Genomic DNA, 16,655 nt, shown 5'->3' on the forward strand with positions numbered 1-16,655 from the left:
CCGCCGCCGAACGGCTCCGACGGCCGGTCAGTCAGCGCAGCCTTTGCCGCTCCCTTGACGAAGGAAGTATATCCCCAGCATGGTGAGCGACTTCCCGTCGATAATCTCCCCTGTTTCCACCATGTGACGAACCCGAAGCGCGTCCATGATGTCCACGCGGATCTGCTCCGTGTCCTCCAGCGCCTGGCCGACATGCCGCAGACCCGTCGCCAAATAGCCGTGCATCCGCTCGGTTAGAATCCCGGGCGAGGTGAAAAACGACGCAAGGGGTTCAATTCGCGCGGCCTCGTATCCGGTCTCCTCGCGAAGCTCTCGACGCGCGGTCGTTTCGGGCGGCTCGCCCGGTTCCCGGGTCCCGGCCGGCAGTTCGACCAGCTCCTGTTCGACCGCGAAACGGTGATTGCGGATCATGACGATCCGTCCGTCATCGAGCACGGGAAGTATCACCACGGCGCCAGGATGCACGATCACTTCCCGGGTGACGGACTCGTCCACCCCGGACGATCGCCGATATATTCTTCGTTCGACGGAAAAGAGCTTCGTGGATAGCAAAGTGGTCATGATCGGCCCGTGGCGACGGACATGCGTGAGTTGCGGGCATTATAGGTCCGCCGCATTCGGTGAGCAATTTGCGATGATCTGCTTGAACGGCGATGAATCGGACCTGAGATCGCCGCAAGGCGGCATTTGCGCTCGTGCGTCCCAATGCCGCGATTCTCTCGGCAAGCCGGCGGCGCTGACGGTCCTTCGGGGTGGGCGCTCGTCGGAAGATGTCCCGGGGACGGCCGCTTGCTTGTCCCCCTGCCGGACGACTCCTAAGATGACCATCGATTCCTCCGGGCGATATCGGCGCGGCTTGAAACCTGCGGCATGAGGCAACGCGTAATCATTCTGGGTTCAACGGGCTCGATCGGCCAGAGCACGGTCGATGTCATCGAAGCGCTTTCCGGCTCCTTCGAGGTCGTCGGGCTCGCCGCCGGTTCGCGCTGTGATGAACTCGCGGGCCAGGCCAACCGGCTCCGCCCGCCCGCCGTGGCCATCGCCAATGGTGAGAACGCCGATCGGCTCGCCGATTCGCTGGCATACGATCCAAAGGTATTTCGCGGTCCGCATGCCCTGGAGGAACTTGTGGACGCCGTGGAATGCGACTGCGTCGTGAGCGGCGTAGTCGGTTCGGATGGATTGGCGGCGACCCTTCGCGCCGCCGAGCTCGGGCGGCGAATCGCTCTGGCAAACAAGGAAGCACTGGTCCTGGCGGGCTCCATCCTGATGCCCCTCGCGCGACGAAACGGGGCGGAGATCATCCCCGTGGACAGCGAGCACTCCGCCCTGTTTCAGGCCATGCAGGCCGGGCGGGCGGACGAGGTCGAACGCATCTACCTCACGGCATCCGGCGGACCGTTTCGAACCTGGACTGCCGAGCAGATGGACGCCGTGACGCTGGAGGACGCCCTCCAGCATCCCACGTGGGAGATGGGGCCGAAGATCACCATCGACTCGGCCACGATGATGAACAAGGCCCTGGAGATCATCGAAGCCCGCTGGCTTTTCGACCTTCCGCCGGAGCGCATAGACGTCGTCATCCATCCCGAGTCGATCGTCCACTCCATGGTAGAATTCCGCGACGGGTCGTTCGTGGCGCAGTTGGGCGCGCCGGACATGCGCTTGCCGATCCAATACGCTCTGACGTATCCGCACCGCATGCCCGGTCCGGCGCGACGGCTCAGATTGGGCGACCTGCGTCGTCTGCACTTCGACCCGCCCGATCCGCAGCGCTTTCCCGCACTGCGGCTGGGTTACGCAGCGGCGGAACGCGGCGGGACGTGCGGCGCCGTGCTCAATGCCGCCAACGAGTCGGCCGTGCAGCTCTTCCGCGAGCGGCGCATCGCCTTTCGGGAAATCGCGGCCGCTGTCGAACACGCGATTCAAGAACACGATTACATGGCGACGCCCGCGCTCGAGCAGCTTCTGGCCGCCGATCGCTGGGCCCGTACCGAGGTAAACCGATGCCTGACCTGTTGAGCTCTCTGTCCATGACCGGTGGCGCGCTGCTGGCCGCCTCGCCCCTCGCCAATATCTGGCAGGCGGTCTGGCCCTACCTGCTGATGGTGCTGGGTTTCTCCATCATCATCTTCGTTCACGAACTGGGACACTTCGCCGCGGCCAAATGGGCGGGCGTGAAGGTTGATCGATTCGCCATCGGCTTCGGCCGCGAGCTCTTCGGCTTCACCTACGGCGAGACGCGCTACTCCTTCAACATTCTTCCCTTGGGCGGCTATGTGAAAATGCTCGGGCAGGAGGATTTCGACGACAAGAGCAACGAACTTCTCTTCTCGGACGATCCACGCTCATTCGTCAACAAGCCCGTTCTCCACCGCATGGTCATCGTCTCCGCCGGCGTGATCATGAACGTCCTTTTCGCCTGCGCCCTGTTCATGATCATCTTCATGATCGGCATGCCCGCGATTACCACGCGCATCGGCTATGTCGAGCCGGACAGCCCGGCGGACAAGGCCGGCCTGCTCCCCGGCGACCAGGTCGTCAGCATCAACGGCAAGCGCGTGCTGGACTTCAACATCGACCTGACCACGGCCATCGCCCTCGCGCCGCCGCACGAGCGCATCCAATTCCGCGTAAAGCGCAACGGGGAAATGATCGAACCCGTCTTCGTCAAGCCGGACTTCCGCCGGCCCGAGAACACCCGCCAGATCAAACGGCAGGTCATCGGGATTGCCCCGGGCTCGACGCGCGAGATCTATTGGGTCGGCCCCTCGATGGATCCGACCCGCCCCGACCATCCCCACGTGGGCGACATGATCGTCGAAGTCAACGGCACGCCCGTCACCGACGACAACATCGACCGCGTCAAGGAGATGCTGGCCTACTCGCCCGAAGTCTACGTCGAGCGCAAGGATCCCAAGAATCCCGACGCCCCGCCCAAGCGGGTCAAGGTCGACATCCCCCCGCAGCTCGTGCTCTTCCCCGCGGACAGCTCCGACCCGGCGTCCATCAGCCTTCTCGGACTGACGCCCCTTGCCCGGTTCGGTACGGTGGATCGCGACAGTCGGGCAGAACTCGCCGGCATCGAAGTGGGCGACACGGTCCTCTCCTTCGACGATCGCCCCTACCCGACCTACCTGCAGATCAACCAGGCCATCCGGCAGAATCCCGAGTTCGACATCCCCTTCCTGGTTCGCAAGTCGGATGGCAAGGTCGTGAGCGGATTCGTGCGGCCCAAGACCAACCGCTTTGGCGCCGCCACCATCCAGGCCGATTGGGACGGGACGGACGACGACGCGGACACCAGTACCGAATCTCCAAAGGACTCGAGTCCGGCGTCCGCCGATCACCCGCTCGTGCAATTCACCGCGGTACGCCCCGGCGGCGTCGCCGACAAGGCCGGTATTCGCGTGGGTGACGAAGTCCTCTCCGTGAACGACACCGAGCACCCCTCGGCATCCAAATTGTCCAGCCTGATTCACCGCAGCTCGGGCAAGGCCGTGTCCCTGGAATTGCGACGGCCCGGCAACGGCATCGTCTCCGTCACCGTCTGGCCCATTCCGCCGGGGGCCATCGACGCCACCTTCACGTTTGTCGCGAATGACGTGCTCCGCACGGCAGCCGTGGTACGGCAGATCCACGGCAAGACGACACCCGCGGCCGAAGCCAACATTCCCACCGGCGCGGCCATTACTTCGGTGGATGACAAGAAGGTCTCCACGTGGGTCGAGCTCATCAACGCCTTCCGCGAACGGGCCGGCAAGGATGTGCTGCTGGCTTACGATGATGTGGCGGGTAAGACCCATACGGTGCCCTTCCATGTGCCTCGTTCGCTGCGAACGATTCTCGGCGTCGGGCCGGAGGCTCGCATCATCTCGATCGACGGGCGTGAAACCGTGGTCATCAAGACCCGGCGCGGCGAGGAGGAGGTCCATGTCGGCTACCACGAGGGAACGGAGCATCTCCTGGAGTCGCTCGTCGGGCAGAGAAACGTGCCCGTCGTCTACCGCCCCACGCCCATCGCCGCCCCGCTGACCGCGTACATCGACGTCACCGAGGACATGACCGACCCCTGGCTGGGGCGCGTGGCGTTCGCTCCCGGCGTGGACATTCTCCCCGAGACGATCATTCTCAAGGGGAAGAACGTCGTCGACGCCATTTCCATCGGCATGCACAAGACGTGGAGCTTCATCCTCCAGGTCTACCTGGTCATCAAGCGAATGGTGTTTTCCGACACGGTCGGCGTGGAGAACATGTCCGGACCGCTGGGCATCATCAGTATGGGCAGCCAGATCGCCCAGACCAGCTTCGTGCAGTTCCTGTATTTCATGGCCATCATCTCGGCCAATCTGGCGGTGATCAACTTCCTGCCCTTGCCCATCGTGGACGGCGGCCTGATGGTGTTCCTCATCATCGAGAAGATCAAGGGAAGTCCGGTCAGCCTGAAAGTGCAGGTGGCCACGCAGATGATCGGGCTGTTCCTCATCATCGGCGCGTTCCTCTTCGTGACCTACAACGACGTGATGCGTATCTGGGGGTAGCGGCGGATTCGATTGCGGATTTTGGATTGCGGACTGCGGAACCCGGCAACCCAATGGCCTGCCGCTCAGTCTCTCAATTGCCTATTGCCTGTTGCCTGTTGCCTTCTTGACACGTCCGATATCCCCTCGCGCGGACTTTCTTGCGCATCGCTTGCCGCGAATCGTAGACTGAATCGAAACGGCCGCGCGACGGACCGGTCGTCCGGCACCGAGGGGGAGCGTACGTCATGGAAACGACCGAAATCTATCCGCTGAATCGCCAGACCGTGGCAGAACTGCTTGTCGGTAATGAGGTTCACGCCCCGGATGACGAGGGCGCCGGCCGGCGCAACGTGCGTCGCTGGCCGTTCCCCGGCACGGTTCAGCTCTGGGTCCCCGACGAGGACGGGATTGAGCAGCTTCAGCTCGCCACCTGCGTCAATCTCAGCCTCGACGGTGTGGGCCTGATCCACGACGATGCCCTGCCGGAAGGCATCGAATTGACCATCGCCATCCACCAGCCCGAAGCCAGCTTCCAGGGCCGGGCCGCCATCCGCCATTGCACCTGGACAAGCAAGGGCTACTTCATCGGGGCACAGTTCTTGTTTGATGATTGACCCGCTTGGGGTAGCGATCTTTCTGATCATGTCATTCCGGCGCAAGCCGGAATCCAGAACGGTTTCTCAACCGCCTTCATCTGACGCCGAGCCCGCGTCCGCACCCTGCGACGGCGGCCACGGTATGCGCTCGAGCGCCGCGACGTTCCTCCATCGCTCTTCCGCAACACCCCATTTGGCCGGCCGTCCACACTCCGGGCAGCGCTCCTGGTCTTTGGTAAGCCAGTACAAGCACCATTGACAAGCCATCTTACCCTGGATGACCGCTTCGGCGGCTGATCGGATACGCCGTCGCCGCCCATGCTTGGTGCCGAACGCCCAGACCACCGCCGCGCCAAATGAAAAGTACATAAACACTTGAGCCGCGCTGTACGACACGAACCAGCAGACGGTGGAGAAGGACAGCAAACAGACTATCGCCGCAACCCTGAGAACCGTGAGTGCTCGACGCTCCATCGAGCGAATGCACGCAGGGAGCGGTTTTGCCCGATCGCCGGATGCCTTCGTCACTTTCGGCTCTTCCACCAACCCGGGCCGCCATCCACCACTGCACCTGAACCAGCAAGGTCTATTTCATCGGGGCACAATTTTTGTACGACGATTGACCCGCTTGCGGTGGCGATCGCACCAGGGCCTCCACTTGGTCACAAGTTTCTGAAAGTCCACTTCCCGCCCGCACTCGGGACACCTCGTTTGCTCGGGCCCGAGAATGTACAGGCAGTGCTCGCAGGGAACCTTGCCCTCTTTCTCTGCCGCAACGGCCACCCGCGCGAAACGGGGAACCCGGCAGTGCTCAATCCATTGGATGAGTGCGACACCGATGGGGATCGCAAACCCCAACCATATCAAGTTCTCCGCAGCCCACCGAAAGGATGCAAACCCCCTTACAAGCAGCTCGCTTGCAAGCAGTCCACCGAAGCTGAACACGAGAGCGGGGAAACAAAACCGTGCCATCCAGCGAAAGGCCCACTTCCTTACGCAAACCGGCATCTCATCGTCGAGCTGCTGGCGAATGGTCTTGATCACCATCTTCCTCTGCAGTGGGTTTTCACGTCGATTGGAAATCATCCTCGCCGGTCCGGCCGCGCGCCGTTGCGTGGATCAAGAATTCGCTCTCAGGCCATCAGGAACGCCTAATCCATTCCCTGCCGACCCAGTTCCCCCTGCAACTTTCCCAGCGTCGTCAGTTCCGGAAGTCGCGACGTGGGTAGGCGAATGTCAAACGTCTCTTCGATCGCCACGATCAGGTTGAGATGTGCCAGCGAGGTCCATCCCGCGGTCCGGCCGATACCGTCGTCCGGGCCCAGTTCTTGCGGGTCGATCTCAAGGACTTCCCCCGCCAATTCCAGTAGTCGGGCATCAAGTTCCACGGCAGGACCTTTGTTGTGTGAACAATAAGGTGCGTCAGGGGACGAACCCTACATTTGCAACATCACCCGCGCCGGGTTTCCTACCACGGTCGACTTCGGCTTGACGTTCCGCGTCACTACCGCCCCGGCCGCCACGACCGCGCCGTCTCCTATTTGGACCTTGGGCAGCAGTGTCGCTCCCGCGCCGATGTAGACCTCGTCGCCGATCACGCACCGCCCGCTGATCGTCGCGTTCGGCGCCACATTGCAGAATGAACCCACCGTCACGTCGTGGCCGAGGAAAGTCAGAAAACTGATCAGAGAATGCGCCCCGACCGTGACGTTCGGCGAAATCGTCGCACCCTCGAACACGATGCAGCCCGGAGCGATGCCCACACCCCACAAGTCCACGCCGGGGTGAATCAGCGATGCCACTTCGCAACCGGCTTGCTCCAGGAGCCCTGCCATCTTTCGGCGAATCGCCGGCGCCCCGATCGCGGTCAGGACCGACACATCCGCATGCCGGTCGGAAGCCAACTGGCTCGTCGGCCCCAGCACCGGCGCGTCCATGAACATCGTCCCCTGCTTGGCGGGATCATCGTCCAGGTAACCGACCAGTTCCCAGGTGGGCGCGCGGCCGTTGATCGCCCGCACCAGCTTGGCGAGTTCCGCGTTGGCCGCTCCGATCAGGATAAGCTTTTTCACCGACCGCTAACTCCCTGCTTGAGGCGCTGAGTATAGGACCGCCCCAAGGCTGACTCAACGAACGGGTACGATCCCGCGCCCGCCTCGACTGCGTCGAGCAATGAGCGATAACCGGCGGTGCCCACCTCAATTGGGTCCCGCCGTGGCCGAGAATCCAGCGGCTCCCGCGTTCAAATGCTGAAATTCCTCAGATTCCCGGTCAGGTGAGGTATCGGCCGCCATCCCGGGAATTCCCCCTCCTAGAATGGGGTACCGGTCGAGGCCGACCCCGTCCGGCACGTCGTAAACTTCTTGGGGGGGGAAGAGATGACGCGTGAGGAATTCGAACACCGGCTTCAGGAGATTGCCGCGGTCATCGAGGAGCTGCCCGAAGGGGAGCGGGAGCGGCTCCGCGGACTGCTGGCCGAAACCCGCCGCCGCTACCTCGACACGAACGAGGCCCTTGATCGCGCCCGCACCGCCCTCGACGACTGGCGCATCATGGCCAAGTATCGCTTGTTCGACTTTGAAGCATCCCTTCGTGAAGCCAACTCCGGGCGCATTCGTCCCAAGGACGACGAAGAAACCGACCCGCAAAGCTGACACCGAGCCGTTCACAACCGCGGCGCGACCAATCCTCTGCATGCCCGGCTCCCGCCGCGCTGTCCGCGGGAATGTCACTTCTCGTGCCTGTGGCACTGATTTTGCTTGCCCAACTCAGTCGAGGCGGCCCTGCCGACGGCCCCAATCGGGCCGGCCGGGCTGCCTCGTTCCAGGGTAGTATTGGTGCGGCGCCCGAGGACAGGCGCCGCGTCTTGTTCGGGCTGGTCATAAATAGACCAAGGAGACAGGAGAATCATCGTGGCCGACATCGAGAAACTGCAGATTATCATCGATCGTGACGCCTGCATCGGCGACGGAGCCTGCGTGGACGCCGCAACGGAAACCTTCGAGATCGACGACGAGGCCAAGGCCATCGTCCGCGAGGGCAGCACCGACTCCCGCGAGTACATCCTCGAGGCCGCGGAGCGCTGCCCGGTGGACTGCATCGTCGTCAAGTGCAAGGACTCCGGCGAGCAGCTTTATCCCACGCCGTAGCCGCGGTCTTTCGCCTGACATACGCAAGAAAGAACGCGCAGTGCCGCCTCTTTGCCGGGCGGCGCTGCGCGGCTGCGTTTGGTGCCGTTCGGACACGACGGTGGAGCGCCGCTTGGACGATCCTCGCTCCTATTCGAGGCGGTCCATCGTCTTCCGGATGATCGTCTGACTCATGGCCTTGTCACCAAACGTCCCCACGCGCACGGTCATCCGGCTGACATCCTCTCCTTCGCGCTGCACCGAAACGGTCACGGTCTTGTCCTGAGCCGTGCGGGCGGAGAGTTCACCGTCCAGCTTGGTCGATTGGGCAACGACGCCGATGAGGCCCAACTCCTCCATGCTCGCCCGCGCCGCGGACACGACGCGCTCGGGATCGGCCTGCATGTACGCCTCGTAGCTCCCCGTGGCCTTCTTGACGGTCTGGCAGCCCGAGAGCAGCACGCACAATCCCAGCACGACAACCCCCGCCTCCAATTGGAATTTCCGTACGCCCATGTTTCTGACTCCTTCCTGGAAACAGCCCGCCGCCTTGCAGTTTACCCCGGCGGCATCAGGCTAGCGTACCGAACCGACGCGCTCAATTCCCAGCGCGGCCATGCGTCGTTCCGGTGCGCATCAAATTGGGACCGCGAACCGTCGACACTTGCCTCGTCCGCGACGCGATGCTATCCCCTATTCTAGAGGCGACCGGCGAATCAGACGCGGAGCCTTTCGAGCGTGTCATGCGGCTCTACGACCAGCACCTTCACTCCCGCCACTCATTCGACTCCAGCGCCGATCCGCAGGCCAACGTCGAGTCCGCCCTCGCACGCGGACTGGCCGGGTTGACCTTCACGGAGCACTTCGATACCCACCCCAACGAGTGGAACGACTGCGTCTACGATCACGAAGCCTATTCCGCAACGATTCACCGCCTCCGCGAGATCTACGGAAAGCGCCTCTTCATCGGCAAGGGAATCGAGGTCTGCTACCAGCCCCAGCGGATGGACTTCATCCTCGACTTTCTCTCCCGCCACGAATTCGACATGGTCATGCTCAGCGTGCACTACTTTGGCGAGGTTCCCGTGCACAAGAAGGAACACTGGGAAGGCGTGGAGCTACACACCGGCACGCGGCGCTACCTGGAGAAGGTCCGTGACGCCGTCCGCCACTGCGCCGAACTCCGCGCGCAGCGGGGCCGGGTCTTCGACGTCCTCGGACACATGGATATGGTCAAGCGCTACACGCAGCGCTTCTTCGGATCACACGACGTGGGTCCCTGCGCCGACCTCTTCGACGACATCCTTCGCGGATGCCTCGCGGCCGACCTCATACCGGAGATCAACACGTCGTCACTTCGACAAGGGCTTGACGAAAGCATGCCCGGGCCCGCGACGGTGAGACGTTACGCGGAACTTGGGGGAATGTGCATGTCGCTGGGATCGGACTCCCACCGCAGCGAGCACATCGGCGCCGGGTTTGACTACGCGCTCGGTATCCTTCGCGCGGCCGGGATAAAGCACACCGCGTGGTTTGACAATCGCGAGCGGACTGCCGTAGCCGTTGACGAATAGCCGTTCGGTCTCAGCGGGTGCGGTCCGGCGGGATTATACCGCCTGAAGCGCCCCCGTCGCGGAACGAAGATCCTCCACGCGGTCGGTCTTTTCCCAGGTGAAGCCCTTTTCATCCCGGCCGAAGTGACCGTGCCGCGCCGTCTGGAAGTACACGGGACGGCAGAGCTCCAGGTAGGAGATGATCTCGGCGGGCTTCAGCGGAAATACCTCTCGAATCGCCTTGGACAACAGTTCTTCCGCGACCTCTCCCGTGCCGAAGGTGTCCACCGCCACGGATACCGGCTCGGCCACGCCGATCACGTACGCCAGTTGAACCTCGCACTGCCGGGCAAGTCCGGCGGCCACGATGTTCTTGGCAACGTGCCGTGCCATGTACGCGGCACTGCGGTCCACCTTCGAGGGGTCCTTGCCCGAAAAGGCACCGCCGCCGTGCCGGCCGTAGCCGCCGTACGTATCCACGATCACTTTGCGCCCGGTGAGTCCGCAATCGCCGTCGGGACCGCCGGTGAGGAACCGCCCCGTGGGATTGATGTGAAAGCGCAGTCCTTCCGTCGAAAGATCCGGGCACTCGTGCTGAAGCACCGGCATGATGATCTTGTCGCGAACCTCGCGCCGCGCGTCCTCGCTCATCCGTCGGTCATTCTTCGGATCGAGCGCGGCCTCCGTATGCTGCGTGGAAAGAACGACGGTGCGGATGCCAATGGGCCGCTGCCCGTCGTACACCACGGTCACCTGCGACTTGGCGTCCGGCCTGAGCCAGTTGATGCCGCCTTCTCGACGAACCTTCGCCTGCTGCTCCACCAGACGGTGGGACAGATGAATGGGCAGGGGCATAAGCTGCGACGTTTCGTCGCATGCGAACCCGAACATGAGTCCCTGGTCGCCGGCACCCTGCTCACCGAGCGGATTTTCCCCCGCGGTCACGCCCTGGCTGATGTCGCCCGACTGCTTGTGGATCCGCGTTTCGATCTTGCACGTTTCCGCGTCGAACCCCGCCGCCGTGTCCGTGTACCCGATGTCCGTGATCACCTTGCGGATCGTTCGGTCATATTCGGCCAGAGCCCGCTCCGCCTTGGGGTTGTGAACCGTGACCTCGCCCGCGATCAGGCAATAGTTGGTGGTCACGAGCGTTTCAATCGCAGCCCGCACGCCGGGGTCGGGCCCGATGAGGCTGTCCAGCAGGGCGTCGGAAATCTGATCGGCCACCTTATCAGGGTGGCCCATGGACACGGATTCGGAAGTAAACAGGTGAAGGCCCCGTTCTTGGCGGGATGGCACGATGGATTCTCCATTCATAATTGCGAGGAAAAGCCCAGAAACGTATTTGCGGGCGAATCTTAGGCCGCATCGCCGTCTGCCGCAACATCCCAGCTTCGCAAACCTTGTTCGTCATTCACGATGTGTGCAACGCAGCTTCAGGTTTTTTGCCAAACCTCGTATCGATCGCTGTTTGCGCGAGCTCTATGGGCACTGGGAGCGGCATCAGACGGAGCGACAACTTGCGACAAACCCGTTTCAACCGACAGATTTCACAGGCCTATAATCTGGTGACTCAAGGGGCACCCTCCCCTCCCTACCTCCAGACCGGGGCGCGTCGTCGAGTCCCCCCAATCGGCGTCGCGCCCCAGCCATTTTCAGAGAATTCAACGCGCGGAAGGCCGCCTGATCCGGGAGCCGGAGCGGCATCGCCGCGTTACGCAGATGTGATGCAAATGGCACAGTGGCCTCGAATTCCGCTGGAAAACCGGCGAATTCGCGTTACGAACAAGAGACAAACATTTGGCGAGATTCAACGTATAATGTGGTGAATCAAGCGGAGAAGACACCCTTACCTCCCGCTTACCTCCAGACCGAAGGCGTGCCGGCGATCCCCCCCAGTCGCCGCACGCCTTTTGTCATTTCCGGCGCAACGACTTGCGGTACACGCTGTCGGATGGATACGGGGAAAGACGTGCGGCCATCGCGCGATTCCGCTCTTCGTCATCGCCGGACGTGTACTCGAAGACCATGTCCTCCGCGGATGTCGGAACCCCGGTTGCCGAACGCAAATCAAAAATCCGGATGATGTCTTCGGGCGAGGGAATCCAATAGTCGCGCCAACGGTTGTCGTGATCCAGGACGAACAAGGTTCGAAGGCGCTCCACCCCCCGCGCCTTGCGGATTCGGGCGAGCCATGACTCCAGCTCCGCAACGCTCTCCGGGACGGGCACGGCTGGCTGCCCGGTCTCCAGCGCAACGAATTCGTGGAAGTTGCTTACGATGACCAGGTCGCGCGGCGGCTGGCGGTGCAGCCACGTGTAGAGCCCGCTCGCTCCGGGCTCAAAGCAGCGCGACCAGGCGCCGAGCGGCGTGACATCGGTCCGGGCGTGCAGCGTTCGCACATACGGCCGCAGCCATTCTTCGTGAACGATCCAGGATCCCGCCAGCAGGAGCGGCAGCGCGGCCGCTACACGCAGTTCAATCCGCAGCAGCACGACGACGGGCGCTATGAAGAGCAGCAGGTACAGTGGCTTTACCGGCAGATAATAACGATCCAGCCCGACGAAGTTGAACTTGTCGTGAAACAGGACCGTTGCGATGACGATCATGAAGAGAAACGATCCGAGGATCGCACCTGCCAGCCCCATGACGGGCCGACCGAAGAACGGCTTCAGTCGCCGCCGCCAAGCCGGAAAGCACATCACGCTCGCCGCGAGCACGACCGGCCAGAGCATGTACAACCAGGTGCTCTCCGAACGATGTTCATAGAAGCCCACTGATGTCGCTCGGCGCCAAGCCTCGACCAGCATGGACCAGGAGAAATCGAATCCGATATCTGTGCCGAGATTGAACTGCTGCGCGAGACGTGTATCCGCACCGAACAACCGGTTGACGACCACCAGCGCGATCATCGGCACGGCCGCGCCAAGCGCAAAGAAGGAGAGATTCTTCCAATGCCGCCGCAAGTCGTGCAGCGCGGAGCCGAGCAGATAGATGCCGATTCCCGCGGGTACGAACACGCTCGCATAGCGGATCCAGCAGAGTCCACCGGCCAGTAGTCCACCCAGAGCCAGACGCCAGGCGGCGGCGCTGCGGCAGTTCCTTTGGGACAGTTCCACGCCCTCGGCGACGAGCAGCATGCACACGGGAAGCAGGGCGACGAGTACAGAATCCGTCGACGGATTCAGCAGCGACGGCACACCGACAGCCAATCCTGCCGCCACCGCGGCCACAAGTCCTCCCACGACGCCCCGCGCGACCTGCTTGATGACCAGAAACCAGGCAACCAGCGAAACCGCCACCGCGGCAACAGCGATCCAGCGGCACGCCTCGATGAGGCTCACCTCCAGGCCTTTCTGCAACAGCCCGACGAGCGCTGAGTAGCCTGCCGGCCAACGGGTCAGAAAGACCCAATCCCCGTGCCACGTCCAAGACTGACCAGGTGCGGCCGGGGGCAAGGACGTCAGCCCTTCACCGTGTGCCATGCGTTCTGCGGCAATGAGCTGGTAACCGTAGTCCGATTCGATCAGCGGCGGGATCTGGCTGCGGAAAGGCAGAAAAGAAAGGACGACAAACAGGGCCACGATCCAGGCGCCGACCATCGTCCAACTTAATGAACGCGCTCGCAAACCGGCCTCAGTGGCATACTCAGGGCAAAGAAGGGGCTCTGCGCCGCGAAGATTCCGTGACGTCCTGTTCGCCGGGAGCGCCGGCATTGCTGGATGGGCTGTGTCCGACATGCGCGTACGGATCGCCTGTGGTTTCCGCTTATCGGTCCCATCGGAAAGCGTGAAGTCGATCTTGAGTTTCGAAACGCGGCGCGGACTCGATCGCCAGCGTCAGGAATCAGGGAATAGGCCGCAACTCCGCCAGGCCCAGCCAAGCGTCGCGAAGTGCTATCTCGATGTCCGCACCGTGAAGGGCTTCGAACAGGTGCCTGTCAACTTCCCAGCGGGGTGTCTCGGGTTCGCCCTGGGCGAGCAGCCAAACGTGGCGCCCGTTTTCAAGCGCATCGCGGATCCGCCCGAGCGTAAACGCCACGTCCGCTTCGATCTCACCTGGGTGTTGCAGTTCTGCTTCGGCGTCATCCCAGCAGAGCTGGCGGTCGTGTCTTCGGGGGAAGGAAAGCCACTCGACGTCCACGCCCTGCCGGCGCCAGGCATGGTCCAGGAACCAGCGATACAGGCCGACGCTGATGATGAGGTCGCCGGGTGAGACCTCGGCCGCGATCCGACGCACGCGCTCTTGTGTGTCCCGCTGCGGAACAACAGATGCCGCCGCGTAGATCGTCACCGCACTGCACACCGTGAGAACGGATGTTATTACTGCCGGAAGTACGACCCGGCCTGCAACCCGACCGGATCGCCGACCGGTCTGGGCGATCAGAATCGCCATCCCCCCGATGAGCATCGGCCAAGCCGCAAGGTCGTAGCGTCCCACGACGTACGCCGGTCGCCACAGGAGCGACGCCAGCCAGGCCAGCACGAGAAACGCAAGGGTCCCCGCCAGTAGCCAGAACGCCTCGACAGCCCTACTTCGATTTGTGCGGATTCGAAGCAGCCCCCAGACCACCAGCGCAACGAACGCGATCAGCGGTGCCCAAACCACGATCCCGGCGGGCATCGCTCCCCATGTGGCGGCGAGCCAGTCATCGGCTGCCCCGACCTCGCCAAGGTAGTTCGGATACCACCCGGCCGGGAGCATGACCGATATCGAGCGGGCCATCGCGGCCCAAGGCGGATAGCCCTCCCAGACCTGCTGGAGCCAGCGGCGTGGGCCTGTCTCAGCGTTGGGAATGACGAGCCCGATCAATACTGGGACCAGCGCAAACCCGAGGACGGCATGGGTTACGATCCAGCGGCGCGCGGTCCGACGACGGTTGCTCCCGACAAGCAGCACCGCCGCCGTGGCCGGAATCCAGAGCAGGGTGTAGTAGTGGAGGAGCACGGCGACCCAAGCTGCCAATCCGTAAGCCAGCCAATAGCGCCAGCGCCCGGATTCGGCCGCCCGTCGAAGCAGCAGAAGGCAGATCGTCAAGGCAAGAATCCACAGCGCATATACGCGCGCTTCTCGGCTGTAGTGAATCTGGAGAGGATTCACCGCGGCCAGAATGAGGGCGATCAGCCCTGCCGTTCTTCCCCCGGCCCGCCTCGCCAGCATCCCGACAGCCAGGACCCCCAGAACTCCGGCCGTCGCGGAGAGGCTTCGCAGTGCGCAGCCGGACTCTCCGAACAGGTACGTCCAGCCGCGAAGCAGGCCGAAATACGGCAGATGGGCGACCTCGGCCCAAGGAGGGCCCTCCGTTGGCCAGGAAGCGAGATGAAAGACGACGTAGGAAGTGCAAGACTCGTCAAGCCAAAGCTGAAACCGGCCCAGATCGTAGAACCGCAGGAAGGCGGCCAGGGCGAGGATTCCGATCCAGGCGAGTGCTTCCACGTTTCGCACGCTTGTTTGCCGGTGATTGTCGGCGAGCTTGTCCACGCGTTGTCGAATCCGCCTCTCCCCTTGGGCCCAGGAACCGCTACTTCTTGTCGTTCATGAAGTTACCGCCAATTGGATCTTGCCGCCACTCGTTCGGATCGGCGCCCGTGGAGCACTCGTGCCCGGAGCGGGAATTCCGGTGCGGCGGCGTCTTGCATCGGGTATGAGCGGCCGTATAATGCTCGGCTCGCAAAAATCAGGCGAGGTACCAAGAGACCGAACGATGCCAAAGCCCAAGACACATAAGGGATTGAGGAAGCGATTTTCGCTGACCGCGAAGGGTAAGGTTCGCTTCAAGAAGCCGGGAACCGGCCACCTGATGAGCCACAAGAGCGGTGACCGCTGTCGCAAGCTCCGCCGTCCGGGCATCCTCAAGGGGGCTTTGCAGAATCGGATCCGGCGGATGCTGGGGGCCGAGGGACCTGCGCCCTGCTCGAACGAGTAACTGAACAGCGGCGGACGCGCCGTAAAGAGGAGTTGAGTTCATGGGTCGTGCAACCTACGGAGCGGCTCGACATCGCAGAAAAGTGCGTGTGCTTCGGGCATCGCGAAGCTTCCGGGGCGCGCCGCGCAACCACTGGAAGTCGGCCAAGATCGCCGTCCGCCGTGCCCGCCTGTACAGCTATCGCGATCGCCGTCGTCGCAAGCGCGATTTCCGGGCGCTGTGGATTATTCGTCTCACCGCAGCATGCAGGGCCCGCGGCATGCAGTACAGCCGTTTCATTTTCGCGCTGACGCAAATGAACGTCGAGCTGAACCGCAAGATGCTCAGCGAGATTGCCATCCACAGTCCCGCCGATTTTGATGCGATCGTCGAGCAGGCGCGTAACCACATGCCGGCGGGATCGCAGGCGGCGGCCTGAAATTCGCCGCAATCGTCGAGAGCAGACAACTCAGTCCGAAACCGCACGGCTCCCGATTGGAGATGAAACCAGTCGGGAACCGTTTTCTTGTCCCTTGCACGTGCAATTGCGGGAATAACGACCGATCGACGTCGGTTACCTCACCCGGGAGAGGAAGCTATCGCGTCGATAGCCCTCATGTCATTTCCGTCGAACTGGAGGTCAAAGATGAAGAAGGTACTCATCGCAACTCTCGCAGTACTCTTCGTGGTCGGGTTTTTCGCCGCGCCGGGCATGAGCAAGGGCAAGCCGACGCCGATTGGCGGCGGCGATTGCCCGGACTTCACCGTTCTGTGCCCGCAGGTGTATGACCCGGTGCTCTGCGATGACGGCAACGTGTACTACAACCTGTGCGCGGCCACTTATCACTATTGCGCGACCGGCTGTGTTTCCACCGGCGGCGGCCCCATCGAGGTGCAGTAATCTGGAAGCAACCGTAGTCGATGGATCAGGCATTCCGCTCCCGGGGGCT

17 protein-coding genes are annotated in these 16,655 nt (G+C 62.9%); 9 read left to right on the forward strand and 8 right to left on the reverse strand.

Annotation, left to right across the window (positions count from 1 at the left end; translation table 11 throughout):
• Window positions 1–27: 27 nt before the first annotated feature.
• On the reverse strand, window positions 28–561 hold the full coding sequence (locus J5J06_10340; protein ID MCO6437475.1) for an NUDIX hydrolase: 534 nt from the start codon (window positions 559–561) through the stop codon (window positions 28–30).
• Between the two features lie 309 nt (window positions 562–870).
• Between J5J06_10340 and J5J06_10345 the strand changes: the two genes are divergently transcribed.
• From J5J06_10345 to J5J06_10355, 3 genes are all read left to right on the forward strand, one after another.
• A complete protein-coding gene (locus tag J5J06_10345; GenBank protein MCO6437476.1) occupies window positions 871–2,022 on the forward strand; it encodes a 1-deoxy-D-xylulose-5-phosphate reductoisomerase in 1,152 nt (383 codons plus the stop codon).
• Window positions 2,007–4,541: an RIP metalloprotease RseP gene (gene rseP / locus J5J06_10350; protein MCO6437477.1), complete on the forward strand. Its 2,535-nt coding sequence runs from the start codon at window positions 2,007–2,009 to the stop codon at window positions 4,539–4,541. Before J5J06_10345 ends, rseP begins: the two co-directional genes overlap by 16 nt.
• Window positions 4,542–4,768: 227 nt before the next feature.
• Window positions 4,769–5,137 carry a hypothetical protein gene (locus tag J5J06_10355; protein MCO6437478.1) on the forward strand — a complete coding sequence of 123 codons (369 nt, stop codon included), beginning with the start codon at window positions 4,769–4,771 and terminating at the stop codon, window positions 5,135–5,137.
• 66 nt (window positions 5,138–5,203) lie between these two features.
• On the opposite strand, the gene J5J06_10360 is transcribed toward J5J06_10355, so the two are convergent.
• The 3 genes from J5J06_10360 to J5J06_10370 form a co-directional block, all read right to left on the reverse strand.
• Entirely contained in the window at window positions 5,204–5,647 is a 444-nt protein-coding gene (locus J5J06_10360; GenBank protein MCO6437479.1) for a hypothetical protein, read from the reverse strand.
• 623 nt (window positions 5,648–6,270) lie between these two features.
• Window positions 6,271–6,507 carry an acyl carrier protein gene (locus J5J06_10365; protein MCO6437480.1) on the reverse strand — a complete coding sequence of 79 codons (237 nt, stop codon included), beginning with the start codon at window positions 6,505–6,507 and terminating at the stop codon, window positions 6,271–6,273.
• 48 nt (window positions 6,508–6,555) lie between these two features.
• Entirely contained in the window at window positions 6,556–7,191 is a 636-nt protein-coding gene (locus tag J5J06_10370) for a NeuD/PglB/VioB family sugar acetyltransferase (protein MCO6437481.1), read from the reverse strand.
• 306 nt (window positions 7,192–7,497) lie between these two features.
• Here J5J06_10370 and J5J06_10375 point away from each other — a divergent pair, with 306 nt between their 5' ends.
• Together J5J06_10375 and J5J06_10380 are read left to right on the forward strand one after the other, a co-directional pair.
• Window positions 7,498–7,773: a hypothetical protein gene (locus J5J06_10375; protein ID MCO6437482.1), complete on the forward strand. Its 276-nt coding sequence runs from the start codon at window positions 7,498–7,500 to the stop codon at window positions 7,771–7,773.
• 258 nt (window positions 7,774–8,031) lie between these two features.
• Complete coding sequence (locus J5J06_10380; GenBank protein ID MCO6437483.1) at window positions 8,032–8,268, forward strand: ferredoxin; 237 nt, start codon at window positions 8,032–8,034, stop codon at window positions 8,266–8,268.
• 129 nt (window positions 8,269–8,397) lie between these two features.
• On the opposite strand, the gene J5J06_10385 is transcribed toward J5J06_10380, so the two are convergent.
• On the reverse strand, window positions 8,398–8,763 hold the full coding sequence (locus J5J06_10385; GenBank protein MCO6437484.1) for a DUF3568 family protein: 366 nt from the start codon (window positions 8,761–8,763) through the stop codon (window positions 8,398–8,400).
• A gap of 227 nt (window positions 8,764–8,990) precedes the next feature.
• On the opposite strand from J5J06_10385, the gene J5J06_10390 reads away from it, so the two are divergent.
• The gene (locus J5J06_10390; protein MCO6437485.1) at window positions 8,991–9,821 is read left to right on the forward strand and encodes a histidinol-phosphatase HisJ family protein; all 831 of its coding nucleotides are present in this window, start codon (window positions 8,991–8,993) and stop codon (window positions 9,819–9,821) included.
• A 33-nt stretch (window positions 9,822–9,854) separates the two neighbouring features.
• On the opposite strand, the gene J5J06_10395 is transcribed toward J5J06_10390, so the two are convergent.
• The 3 genes from J5J06_10395 to J5J06_10405 form a co-directional block, all read right to left on the reverse strand.
• Window positions 9,855–11,117 carry a methionine adenosyltransferase gene (locus J5J06_10395; GenBank protein MCO6437486.1) on the reverse strand — a complete coding sequence of 421 codons (1,263 nt, stop codon included), beginning with the start codon at window positions 11,115–11,117 and terminating at the stop codon, window positions 9,855–9,857.
• A gap of 599 nt (window positions 11,118–11,716) precedes the next feature.
• Window positions 11,717–13,402, reverse strand: coding sequence for a hypothetical protein (locus J5J06_10400; protein ID MCO6437487.1), 1,686 nt, complete (start codon window positions 13,400–13,402; stop codon window positions 11,717–11,719).
• 244 nt (window positions 13,403–13,646) lie between these two features.
• The gene (locus tag J5J06_10405) at window positions 13,647–15,281 is read right to left on the reverse strand and encodes a glycosyltransferase family 39 protein (protein ID MCO6437488.1); all 1,635 of its coding nucleotides are present in this window, start codon (window positions 15,279–15,281) and stop codon (window positions 13,647–13,649) included.
• Between the two features lie 223 nt (window positions 15,282–15,504).
• Between J5J06_10405 and rpmI the strand changes: the two genes are divergently transcribed.
• The 3 genes from rpmI to J5J06_10420 all read left to right on the forward strand — a co-directional run bounded on the left by rpmI (window position 15,505) and on the right by J5J06_10420 (window position 16,606).
• Window positions 15,505–15,726, forward strand: coding sequence for a 50S ribosomal protein L35 (gene rpmI / locus J5J06_10410; GenBank protein MCO6437489.1), 222 nt, complete (start codon window positions 15,505–15,507; stop codon window positions 15,724–15,726).
• Window positions 15,727–15,766: 40 nt separating this feature from the next.
• Complete coding sequence (gene rplT / locus J5J06_10415) at window positions 15,767–16,144, forward strand: 50S ribosomal protein L20 (protein MCO6437490.1); 378 nt, start codon at window positions 15,767–15,769, stop codon at window positions 16,142–16,144.
• A gap of 207 nt (window positions 16,145–16,351) precedes the next feature.
• Window positions 16,352–16,606: a hypothetical protein gene (locus J5J06_10420; GenBank protein ID MCO6437491.1), complete on the forward strand. Its 255-nt coding sequence runs from the start codon at window positions 16,352–16,354 to the stop codon at window positions 16,604–16,606.
• The last annotated feature ends 49 nt before the right edge of the window (window positions 16,607–16,655 follow it).

The sequence above is a fragment of the Phycisphaerae bacterium genome (genome assembly GCA_024102815.1).
Taxonomy (GTDB): Bacteria; Planctomycetota; Phycisphaerae; order UBA1845; family UBA1845; genus JAGFJJ01.

Coding starts and splice junctions, on each gene's coding strand:
- rplT (MCO6437490.1), top strand. CDS start 15,767: ATGGGTCGTGCAACCTACGGAGCGGCTCGACATCGCAGAAAAGTGCGT.
- J5J06_10420 (MCO6437491.1), top strand. CDS start 16,352: ATGAAGAAGGTACTCATCGCAACTCTCGCAGTACTCTTCGTGGTCGGG.
- J5J06_10375 (MCO6437482.1), top strand. CDS start 7,498: ATGACGCGTGAGGAATTCGAACACCGGCTTCAGGAGATTGCCGCGGTC.
- J5J06_10355 (MCO6437478.1), top strand. CDS start 4,769: ATGGAAACGACCGAAATCTATCCGCTGAATCGCCAGACCGTGGCAGAA.
- rpmI (MCO6437489.1), top strand. CDS start 15,505: ATGCCAAAGCCCAAGACACATAAGGGATTGAGGAAGCGATTTTCGCTG.
- J5J06_10340 (MCO6437475.1), bottom strand. CDS start 561: ATGACCACTTTGCTATCCACGAAGCTCTTTTCCGTCGAACGAAGAATA.
- J5J06_10345 (MCO6437476.1), top strand. CDS start 871: ATGAGGCAACGCGTAATCATTCTGGGTTCAACGGGCTCGATCGGCCAG.
- J5J06_10385 (MCO6437484.1), bottom strand. CDS start 8,763: ATGGGCGTACGGAAATTCCAATTGGAGGCGGGGGTTGTCGTGCTGGGA.
- J5J06_10400 (MCO6437487.1), bottom strand. CDS start 13,402: ATGGTCGGCGCCTGGATCGTGGCCCTGTTTGTCGTCCTTTCTTTTCTG.
- rseP (MCO6437477.1), top strand. CDS start 2,007: ATGCCTGACCTGTTGAGCTCTCTGTCCATGACCGGTGGCGCGCTGCTG.
- J5J06_10390 (MCO6437485.1), top strand. CDS start 8,991: ATGCGGCTCTACGACCAGCACCTTCACTCCCGCCACTCATTCGACTCC.
- J5J06_10395 (MCO6437486.1), bottom strand. CDS start 11,117: ATGAATGGAGAATCCATCGTGCCATCCCGCCAAGAACGGGGCCTTCAC.